General features: G+C 38.9%; 13 protein-coding genes. 6 read left to right on the forward strand and 7 right to left on the reverse strand.

Annotated elements, in window-relative coordinates; genetic code table 11:
• The 3 genes from AC1DDX_RS16205 to gltX form a co-directional block, all read right to left on the reverse strand.
• Positions 1-181 (reverse strand): response regulator (locus AC1DDX_RS16205; protein WP_477622270.1); only part of this gene is annotated, 181 nt, incomplete at its 3' end.
• A 141-nt stretch (positions 182-322) separates the two neighbouring features.
• A complete protein-coding gene (gene ypfJ / locus AC1DDX_RS16210; RefSeq protein ID WP_288884270.1) occupies positions 323-1,159 on the reverse strand; it encodes a KPN_02809 family neutral zinc metallopeptidase in 837 nt (278 codons plus the stop codon).
• Between the two features lie 65 nt (positions 1,160-1,224).
• Positions 1,225-2,733 (reverse strand): glutamate--tRNA ligase, encoded by a 1,509-nt coding sequence (gene gltX, locus AC1DDX_RS16215; RefSeq protein WP_337717057.1) that lies wholly within the window; start codon positions 2,731-2,733, stop codon positions 1,225-1,227.
• Positions 2,734-2,781: 48 nt separating this feature from the next.
• On the opposite strand from gltX, the gene AC1DDX_RS16220 reads away from it, so the two are divergent.
• The 6 genes from AC1DDX_RS16220 to AC1DDX_RS16245 all read left to right on the forward strand — a co-directional run bounded on the left by AC1DDX_RS16220 (position 2,782) and on the right by AC1DDX_RS16245 (position 7,592).
• Positions 2,782-4,002, forward strand: coding sequence for a sensor histidine kinase (locus AC1DDX_RS16220; protein ID WP_172662300.1), 1,221 nt, complete (start codon positions 2,782-2,784; stop codon positions 4,000-4,002).
• The gene (locus tag AC1DDX_RS16225; protein WP_288884272.1) at positions 3,980-4,483 is read left to right on the forward strand and encodes a DinB family protein; all 504 of its coding nucleotides are present in this window, start codon (positions 3,980-3,982) and stop codon (positions 4,481-4,483) included. The genes AC1DDX_RS16220 and AC1DDX_RS16225 overlap by 23 nt, the downstream gene beginning before the upstream one ends.
• Positions 4,480-4,902, forward strand: a complete 423-nt coding sequence (locus AC1DDX_RS16230) for a hotdog fold thioesterase (protein ID WP_172662302.1) — start codon at positions 4,480-4,482, stop codon at positions 4,900-4,902. Before AC1DDX_RS16225 ends, AC1DDX_RS16230 begins: the two co-directional genes overlap by 4 nt.
• A 161-nt stretch (positions 4,903-5,063) precedes the next feature.
• Positions 5,064-6,221: an ATP-binding protein gene (locus AC1DDX_RS16235; protein ID WP_172662303.1), complete on the forward strand. Its 1,158-nt coding sequence runs from the start codon at positions 5,064-5,066 to the stop codon at positions 6,219-6,221.
• Between the two features lie 422 nt (positions 6,222-6,643).
• On the forward strand, positions 6,644-7,006 hold the full coding sequence (locus AC1DDX_RS16240; protein ID WP_246269685.1) for a hypothetical protein: 363 nt from the start codon (positions 6,644-6,646) through the stop codon (positions 7,004-7,006).
• A gap of 31 nt (positions 7,007-7,037) precedes the next feature.
• Positions 7,038-7,592, forward strand: coding sequence for a DUF2911 domain-containing protein (locus AC1DDX_RS16245; RefSeq protein WP_337717059.1), 555 nt, complete (start codon positions 7,038-7,040; stop codon positions 7,590-7,592).
• Positions 7,593-7,594: 2 nt separating this feature from the next.
• Here the strand turns inward: AC1DDX_RS16245 and AC1DDX_RS16250 are convergent, their stop codons facing one another.
• From AC1DDX_RS16250 to AC1DDX_RS16265, 4 genes are all read right to left on the reverse strand, one after another.
• Complete coding sequence (locus AC1DDX_RS16250) at positions 7,595-7,975, reverse strand: hypothetical protein (RefSeq protein WP_288881249.1); 381 nt, start codon at positions 7,973-7,975, stop codon at positions 7,595-7,597.
• Entirely contained in the window at positions 7,966-8,553 is a 588-nt protein-coding gene (locus AC1DDX_RS16255) for an RNA polymerase sigma factor (RefSeq protein ID WP_172662306.1), read from the reverse strand. The genes AC1DDX_RS16250 and AC1DDX_RS16255 overlap by 10 nt, the downstream gene beginning before the upstream one ends.
• A 134-nt stretch (positions 8,554-8,687) precedes the next feature.
• Positions 8,688-9,011 carry a DMT family transporter gene (locus AC1DDX_RS16260; protein ID WP_172662307.1) on the reverse strand — a complete coding sequence of 108 codons (324 nt, stop codon included), beginning with the start codon at positions 9,009-9,011 and terminating at the stop codon, positions 8,688-8,690.
• Between the two features lie 70 nt (positions 9,012-9,081).
• Positions 9,082-9,571, reverse strand: a 490-nt coding sequence (locus tag AC1DDX_RS16265; RefSeq protein WP_477622271.1) for a Crp/Fnr family transcriptional regulator, incomplete at its 5' end; no start/stop codon positions are given.

Genomic DNA, 9,571 nt, shown 5'->3' on the forward strand with positions numbered 1-9,571 from the left:
CTTCAAAGCCATCCATCCCGGGCATTTGCACATCCAAAATAATCAGGACRTATTCATTCTTAAGAACTTTTTTTAAAGCTTCTTCACCTGAGGATGCGGTATCAACTTCAAAATTATGCCTTTCAAGAACCCTTTTTAAAGAGATAAGGTTCTCTGGCGTATCATCTACAATTAATATCATTATTAAAGGGGAATAAGCTTCTAAATAGCATTAGCAAAATAATTTGTATAATAGTTTTGTTCTAAAGTTATACAACTCTTGATAATATTAAGCGTTTAAACTTATATATATATCAAAAAAATTGCAAACCTGCGAGCTTATTTATAATTGTTTTGAACTGAATGTATCCCCTTGGTTAATATCTCCGGTCTCAAATCCCTTCTTAAACCAATACATTCTTTGTGCAGATGTACCATGAGTAAATGCATCAGGAACAACCTCTCCTTGAGCCTGTTTCTGCAATTTATCATCACCTATTGCATTCGCTGCATTTAAAGCTTCGTCAATATCTCCCTCTTCTAATTTAAAGTCTTTTAAGTTTTGAGCATGATGTGCCCATAAGCCCGCAAGAAAATCCGCCTGTAATTCCAGTTTAACAGACAACCGATTGTACTCAACCTCACTTACCTGCCCTCTGGCCTTTTGCAATTTATCAGAGATACCCAACAAATTCTGAACGTGATGGCCTACCTCATGAGCAATTACATAAGCTTGTGCAAAATCACCGGCGGCACCAAATCTGTCTTTTAGATCCTGATAAAAGGACAGGTCAATATATACTTTATGATCTCCCGGACAATAGAATGGACCAACCGCCGAGCTTGCATTTCCACAGGCCGACTGTACCATATTGGTAAACAAAACCATTCTTGGCTTTTCGTATTCCTGTCCCAGGCTTTGAAATTGCTGTTCCCAGACTTGGTTTGTAGACTCAAGAACGCCATCCACAAACTTACCTTCCGCATCAGTCGGGTCTCCTTGTTTACCCTCAGATTGTGTCACATTATTTACAGGCAACTGGCTAACCAGACCTGTCAAATCTTTTCCGAAGAGAAGACCTAAAACTACAATGATAATACCAACGCCACCACCAATGGTGCCGCCACTCATACCCCTTCTATCGTCGATATTACCACTTCCTTTTCCGAACCACTGCATATAATTATTTTTTAATTTGATAAGACAAGAATCCGAGACAATTGTCATACCAAATTACAAAATAATTAGTTAAACGCAGTCAATGCATTCTTTATTCTTTGCACAGTTTCAGCTGCCCCTAAAACAAGGGCAATATCAAATACGCCGGGACCGAATTTACCACCAACAAGCATTATTCTAAGTGGCAGCATTAGCTCCCCCGGTTTAAATTGATGTGTGCCAGCTAATTCTTTAAATTTCTCTTCTAACTCTAAAGCAGTAGCATGATCGGTTACCAATAAAGTATACGCATCAAAAAATGCAGCCTTCTCGGCTGTCCACTTTGGTTTTACCGCAGCCAGGTCATATTCAGCAGGGGCCACAAAAAAGTAAGCGGCCTGAGTAACAAAGTCGCTCAACAAATTACATCTATCTTTAACCAAATCAATTACTTTCAGCAAATAAGCATCATCTTTAACCGTAACACCTTGATCCGCAAATGCTGCTTTTACTGTAGGTAATAATTTTTGGGCATCAGCATTTTTAATCCATTCATGGTTATACCACTTGGCTTTTTCGAAATCAAATTTTGCTCCGGCCTTGCTTATACGTTCAACCGAGAACTTATCAATTAATTCTGCTAAAGAAAACAATTCCTGATCTGTACCATCATTCCAGCCAAGCATTGCCAATAAATTCACAAACGCTTCAGGCATAAAACCAAGTTCTTTAAACCCTTTGGTTAAATCACCGCTTTTTGGGTCAGTCCAGTTTTGTGCATAAACCGGGAAGCCTAATCTGTCGCCATCACGCTTACTTAGTTTTCCGTTCCCATCTGGTTTTAATATCAGTGGCAAATGAATCCATTGAGGCATTATATCTTCCCATCCAAGGTAACGCCACAACAAGATATGTATTGGAGCAGACGGAAGCCACTCCTCGCCTCTAAAAATATGACTGATTTCCATTGCGTTATCATCTGCAACAACGGCTAAGTGATAAGTAGGCATCCCATCGGCCTTTAATAAAACTTTATCGTCAACTAAATTTGTATCAAAACTTACATGCCCCCTAATCAGATCTGTAAAAGAAACCAGTTCATCTTTAGGCATTTTAATACGCACAACGTGCGGGGTATTATTGGCCAAAAGTTCAGCTACTTCATTTTCGCTAAGTGTGAGGGAATTGCGCATCCCTTCGCGTGTTGCTAATCCGTAAGTAAAATTAGGAATCTCCTTACGTTTTGCGTCCAGTTCTTCCGGGGTATCAAAAGCATAGTAAGCATAGCCATCAGCAATTAACTGATCCGCATACTGTTTGTAGGTTGCTTTACGTTCACTTTGACGATACGGCCCAAATTCCCCACCTTTTTGCGGGCTCTCATCTGGCGACATCCCACACCATTCCAAACAAGAAACGATGTATTCTTCTGCTCCCTCAACAAAACGCGTCTGATCCGTGTCTTCAACACGCAAAACAAACGTTCCGTTATGTTTTTTAGCAAACAGATAATTAAACAAAGCGGTACGTACACCACCTAAATGCAGCCCTCCTGTCGGACTAGGGGCAAATCTTACTCTTACTTTCTTTTCCATAATAACACTGCAAAGATATATTTTTGTAATTTGCATTTTTCATATTCTATGAATCCTTACGAGAAAAAACGACGATGGAAGTTCTTTTTGCTGTTCTTTGCCATTATTATTGGAGCAGCATCTGTTTTCTACAGCGACTTCTTTGTTAAAAAAATGGAGCGGGAGGAGCAATTACAGCTTCAACTCTATGTAAAAGTAACAGAGCAGTCGCTGGTTATGTACGATGATGACCGCTATACCAGTTTGATAGAACTCATCAGAACCAATACCAAGCTTCCGGTTATCATGACGGATTCTACAAAGATGGAAATCCTTAGTTTTCAGGGGCTGGATTCGACTAAAACAAACTACGATCTCGAAAAAAAGACAAACGTTACTTACGATCCTGCCTATTTCGCACGTGAATTAAGAACCATGAAAAAACAGCATCCTCCTACTCCAATTACRGGGTTGGATGGCACCCGATGGTGGATTTTCTATAAAGATTCGCCTACCCTAACACAGCTTCGTTACTTCCCTTATATACAATTGGGGGTAATTGCCCTATTCCTGCTTACAGCATATGTAGCTTTCAGTTCTGCTCGTAAGGCAGAGCAGGATCAGGTATGGGTGGGTATGGCTAAGGAAACAGCACATCAGCTGGGCACCCCCATATCGTCGCTCATGGCCTGGGTTGAACTGATAAAATCGAGATTCGATGCAGAAGACGATCCGCTCATTGCCGAAATGGAAAACGACATTAAACGCCTTGAAGTAATTACCGACCGTTTTTCAAAAATAGGCTCCAAACCAATAGTAGAAGACCACGTGGTATACACCGTTATCTATAATTTTGTAGAGTACTTTAAATTGCGCACATCAGACAAGATCATCTTTACCATTAACGGCGATGAGCAGGTGCGTGCATTATTGAACGTTCCATTATTTGATTGGGTAATAGAAAATTTGCTTAAAAATGCAGCCAACGCCATCGAAAACGAAGGCACAATTACCATAAATATCATAGAAAATCTGACCAAAGAAGAGGTCTTTATTGATGTAACCGATACCGGAAAAGGAATTGCAAGATCTAAATTTGATGCCGTTTTCCAACCCGGCTATACAACCCGAAAACGGGGATGGGGCTTAGGGCTATCTCTAACCAAGCGCATTATCGAGAACTATCATAGCGGACAAATATTCGTTAAAGAATCTGAATTAGGTAAAGGCACAACATTTCGTATCGTTTTAAAAAGCAGTATAACTTATGAACCGACCTCAAACACATGAGTACCCCGCCTGGGCTGAAACATACATTAAGCTTGTAGGCGAAGATGTAATTGAATTACTGGAAAAACAAGCCATCGAATTTCCAGATTTTATAAACTCGTTGATAGAAAAGGCAGATTACGCCTATGCCCCCGGAAAATGGACCATCAAAGAATTGATCGGCCATATCATTGATACTGAGCGTGTATTTGTATACCGGCTAATGTGCTTTGCCCGCGGAGAACAACATGCACTTCCCGGCTTTGAAGAAGATGATTATGTAGCAAACGCTCATTTTTCAGATAGAAGTCTATTGAGCCTTTCTGAAGAATTTGCGCATTTACGTAAGTCGAATCTTTATTTAATTAAGTCGTTTACAGAAAAAGAGCTTAACAGAAGCGGAACGGCTTCTGAAAGACAAATCACGGTAAGAGCAATCCTTTTTGTAATGGCAGGCCATATTATGCATCATGTTGGTATTATTAAAGAAAGGTACTTATGATCTGGTTTACAGAATTTTCACCGGCAAAGCTAAATAACCAGCCCAAAAATCACATGGGAGGCTTTTTAGATATACAGTTCACCGAAGTGGGCGAAGATTTTTTAACAGCAACCATGCCGGTTGATGAGCGCACACACCAGCCTGCCGGAATTTTACATGGCGGGGCTTCTGTCGTGCTGGCCGAAACCCTTGGCAGTGTTGCTTCCTATATGTGTATTGATCCGGAAAAGTATGTGGCTGTAGGTTTAGAGATCAATGCAAATCATTTGCGCCCGGTAAAAAGCGGCCTTGTAACCGGGATTTGCAAGGCCCTGCATATTGGTGCAAAAACCCATGTATGGGAAATCAAGATTTATAGCGACAAAGGCAAAATGAATTGTGTAAGTCGGCTTACTGTGGCAATCATCAATAAGCCTTGATAAAAGTTGATTACAAAAAAGGCAACAGAATATGTTGCCTTGTGAATAATTCTATAGAGCATCTATTTAGGCTCAAAACAGAAGCCATGCAAATTCAAAATAAATCTCATGCAAATTCAAAATAAAATACATGTAAATTCAAAATTACCGTATATTTGATAATGGAAAAATTTATTACACGACAGATTTCCAGACATATACATCTGCAAAAAAATAAATTCCCAATCATCGCTTTAACTGGTCCCAGGCAGTCAGGGAAAACTACATTATTAAAAGAATTATTTCCTGAATATCGCTATATATCATTAGAAAATCCAGATATACGCGCCTTCGCAACAGATGATCCTATTGGATTTTTAAACCTATATAACCAGCATGTTATTTTTGACGAGGTGCAACGCGTACCCCAACTTTTTTCTTATATACAAGGTATCGTAGACGACAGTGGACAAATGGGTCAATTTATCCTATCAGGCTCTCAAAATTTCCACCTGTTAAACAGTATCACACAAACGCTAGCCGGACGGGTAGCTCTATTTAAACTTTTACCATTCGATTTTTCTGAATTAAAAAACGCTGGTATCCAGAAAAATTCCTATTCTCAAACAGCGGTTAAAGGATTTTATCCCGCTATTTACACCCGAGAAATCGATCCTGTAGTATTTTACGCCAATTACATCCAAACCTATATAGAAAAAGACGTAACCGAGTTGTTAAATATCCGCGATTTAAACCTTTTCCGTACATTTATTGGTTTGTGCGCGGCTCGTGCTGGGCAACTGTTAAATATTAGCGCGCTGGCTAACGAATGTGACATTTCGCAACCTACCGCAAAAGCATGGCTTTCTATTCTCGAAAGCAGTTATATTACATTTCAGCTACAGCCTTATCATCAAAATTTCAATAAACGTCTGGTAAAAAGTCCTAAGCTTTATTTTTATGATACAGGTTTACTTAATTACCTGCTAGGCATCAGAACACCAGAAGATTTTGAACAAAACAGACTCAAGGGCAACCTTTTCGAAAATATGATCATTGCCGAATATCAGAAGAAAAACAATCATCAATATCTCCATCAGGATTATAACTTCTGGCAGGCAAGTAATGGTAGGGAAGTAGATTTATTAATAAAAACACACAATGGCTTTGACATTTTTGAAATCAAGGCAACTCACACCATTTCTGCCTCTTTATTTAAAGAGTTAGATTATTTTGAAGAATTAACGACTGGATTATTTATCAAAAAGCACTTAATTTATGGTGGTGATGAAGATCAGAAACGTACTAAATATGATGTAATCAGCTGGAGAAATACTTAGTTGTATTCTTTAGCGCCATGTTCCCTTCCTGGCGAACTACAACATACTACCTAAATTATTTTCAATCAAAAACGGAATAGACAAGGGAACCTGACCCCTGTCCACTTATTAACTAACATTCCGTAAGAGGACGGAAAGATCTTTATATTATAACAGCAATATTTATCCTCCGCATCCCAATTATTGAGATAAAATTAATCTGGATTCGAAATTTAATGCGGTAATATACCTCCGTATTCGGAAGTTTATGCTCAGAACGAATCGTAAGATTTTTACTCCTATATCTCTGTATCTTTGGTATGGCTCCAGGCAACCCCTGCATTTTTTCCCAATACCGGTTATAAATAGCAGTAAACACAACTTGGTCTCCAGACTTCAATAAGCCTGAGAGCTCCTGATCAGAATAATTACTGTAAATAGCCATGAAAAATAAGTCCCTTTCTGTAAAGCGATACAAACTCCCGCACATAAAGGGTATTTACATCTGCTTCGTATCAGATTGGGATCTGCTTAGGAGAAAAGGTGCCTTTTGCCCAACAATTAGAGATAAATTATACACAGATAAAATAAATCAATATCTTTGCGGCCTAAGTATTTTAACAATGACTGAACAAGAAAACAACAACAGTTTTGACTGGGTTTACTACATTTTAGGTATGTTTTTTGGAATTTTAACAGCCTTTATCATTTCCGGAAGTTTTGGGTATGCAATTCTTGGCGGTATCGTCGGTTTTATTTTTGGTGCCATTTTCTTAAACGGAATCGTTAAAGGCCGCGAATATTAAACTACATTTTTCTTTACTACACCTTCTCCCTATGAAGAAAATAATGCTTTTTGCTCTGTTTGCAATATTTGCCGGCAACACAATGGCGCAGGATGTAAAATTCCCGGCTATTGATTCGAGCCCTGCTGATATTGCTTATTTCCCTTTAAGTGTTGCAAAGGCTAAGGACGATTCTAAACCATTAATCAAAGTCGTCTATTCTCGCCCTTCAAAAAAAGGTCGGGAAATTTTTGGTGTACTTGAGCAATTTGGCAAAGTATGGCGTGTAGGTGCAAATGAATCGACAGAAATTAAATTCTATAAGACCGTAGTTATTGCCGGCAAGAAGATAAAAGCTGGTTCTTATAGCTTATTTGCCATCCCAAATAAAGACAACTGGACACTTATCATCAATAAACAGACTGATAAATGGGGCGCTTTTACTTATAATCAGGAAAAAGATTTGGTAAGAGTTGATGTTCCGGTAAAAACGCTAACCAGCACGGTTGAGTCACTGTGTATTACTTTTAAATCACAGGAAAAGGGCGCTAATTTAATTATTGCCTGGGATAAGACCTTTGTGGAACTCCCTATAGAAATAAAGTAGTTTTATTGAAGGCTCTTGCCTTTTTTTCTTCTCAGGATACTATCGAAATAGATCAATGCAATAACTACATCTATAAACAGGAAAGCAGTTAAAAAACCGGGAGTCAAGGTTTTGTCAACCGCCCCGGTTAGGTCAATTTTAACTTTAGGCAGTTCGTATGTAACAGTGCTATTGCCTATTGCATATATAAAAACCCCTGCAATGAAAGCTCCAAAAATAGCAGCTATACCATAAATAATTCGATTATCTACCCGTGTCTTTAGAGCTACAGGTTGCTTTTCAAGCTTTATCTGCTCCATCACGTTACGAGTAAAAGACATTGATGGCTCTTCCATCTCCATGCCTTTCAGTAACCTGGTTAATTCTTCGTCTTTTAATTCCATAATAATTCCTTTACCTCGTCTTTTAATAAAAATTCTAACCGCTCTTTTAGTCGCGCCCTTGCTCTGTGCAGCCTGACTTTAACTGTATTTGCCGGCATATTTAGTGCCGCCGCAATTTCTTCTAAACTTTGTTCGCCCTTATAAAACAACGTAACTATCGCGATATCATCGTTAGAAAGCGTAGAAATTGCCTCATCAAGATATTTGTTTGTAGATTTCCTTTCGGCCAGGTTATCACTCAAATCAGATTTATGTCCTTCCAGCTCCAGTTCATTTTCATTTCCGTGTATTGATTGTGTATCAATTCGCTTTTTCCGTAAAAAAGACATAGCCGTGGTATAAGTAATGGTATACAACCATGTAGAAAATTTAGACGTTTGCTTAAAGGTACCTAAGGCTTTGTATGCCTTTACAAAGCAATCCTGAGCAATTTCTTCTGCATCTTCCCTGTTTTTAGCAAAACGTATAGCAAGCGTAAATACAAAGCGCTGATGGCGTTTTACCAATTCCGAATAAGCGGAGGTATTACCCATCAGGACTTCTGCAATTAGGTCTTGATCTGTTTGCTGTTGCTGCATATACAGCTATGACGCCGAGGTAGGCCTGCAGGTTACAACAATTGATAAAAACTAATGGCTTACATTGGCCGTGATCTCCTTTGGTTAATCAAAGGAGATGACGAAGGTTGCTGCACCACACTTAAGCCCAAAACCTAATGGCTTCCAGCAAAGAATTTTAACCCCAGAATAGACCCAATTAGCGTTGCGATAAAAAAGATGCGCCAGAAATTGGCAGGTTCCTGAAAATACAATATTCCAACTATTACAGTTCCTACCGCTCCTATACCTGTCCACACTGCGTATGCCGTTCCCATTGGTAAAGTTTGGGTGGCTTTATTTAGGAAGTAAAAACTTAACGAAATACAAACAGCAAAAGCCAAACTCCATTTAAAGTTGGTAAAGTTATTGGATAGCTTTAAACAGGTGGTAAATCCAACCTCAAACAATCCGGCAATTATTAAAATAATCCAGCTCATAATTTTTTTTTCTGCAAAATTAGGCCGAATTAACAGGCCATTTTTTTACAAATGTTAAAAAATGAGTTTGCTATTTTATTTCTGCACGGATTCGGCTAAGCGTAACCTGGGTAACGCCAAGGTAAGAAGCAATATATCCCAGTTGGATTCTTTGGATCAAATTAGGTGAGTTTTTTAGCAACTCAGCATAACATTCTGACGCCGATTTAAATAATCTGGAAATATAGCGTTCTTCGAGCTTAATCAGCTCAAGCTCTGCCAGCTTTCTGCCCCAGTTTGCAAGGTCTATATTTTCCAAAAATAAGCGTTGTAAGGCTTCATCTTTAATTTCATAAAGAGTACTGTTCTCTAACAATTCTATGCTCTCGTAGCCCGGCTGTCCATTTATATAGCTGTTATAGGAAAACACAAAATCGCCTTCAAGGCCAAACCAAAAGGTGATCTGGTTATCCCTTCCTTCGCAATAAGCACGCGCAATGCCTTTCTGGATAAAGTAAGCCGAGCGGCCTATATGTCCCGCTTCAACTAAAACCTTATTTTTTGGCAGCGCTATCTTATGC

The sequence above is a fragment of the Pedobacter sp. 10L46_2 genome (assembly GCF_056395165.1).

Coding starts and splice junctions, on each gene's coding strand:
- AC1DDX_RS16230 (WP_172662302.1), top strand. CDS start 4,480: ATGATCTGGTTTACAGAATTTTCACCGGCAAAGCTAAATAACCAGCCC.
- ypfJ (WP_288884270.1), bottom strand. CDS start 1,159: ATGCAGTGGTTCGGAAAAGGAAGTGGTAATATCGACGATAGAAGGGGT.
- AC1DDX_RS16245 (WP_337717059.1), top strand. CDS start 7,038: ATGAAGAAAATAATGCTTTTTGCTCTGTTTGCAATATTTGCCGGCAAC.
- AC1DDX_RS16235 (WP_172662303.1), top strand. CDS start 5,064: ATGGAAAAATTTATTACACGACAGATTTCCAGACATATACATCTGCAA.
- AC1DDX_RS16255 (WP_172662306.1), bottom strand. CDS start 8,553: ATGCAGCAACAGCAAACAGATCAAGACCTAATTGCAGAAGTCCTGATG.
- gltX (WP_337717057.1), bottom strand. CDS start 2,733: ATGGAAAAGAAAGTAAGAGTAAGATTTGCCCCTAGTCCGACAGGAGGG.
- AC1DDX_RS16225 (WP_288884272.1), top strand. CDS start 3,980: ATGAACCGACCTCAAACACATGAGTACCCCGCCTGGGCTGAAACATAC.
- AC1DDX_RS16240 (WP_246269685.1), top strand. CDS start 6,644: ATGAAAAATAAGTCCCTTTCTGTAAAGCGATACAAACTCCCGCACATA.
- AC1DDX_RS16260 (WP_172662307.1), bottom strand. CDS start 9,011: ATGAGCTGGATTATTTTAATAATTGCCGGATTGTTTGAGGTTGGATTT.
- AC1DDX_RS16250 (WP_288881249.1), bottom strand. CDS start 7,975: ATGGAATTAAAAGACGAAGAATTAACCAGGTTACTGAAAGGCATGGAG.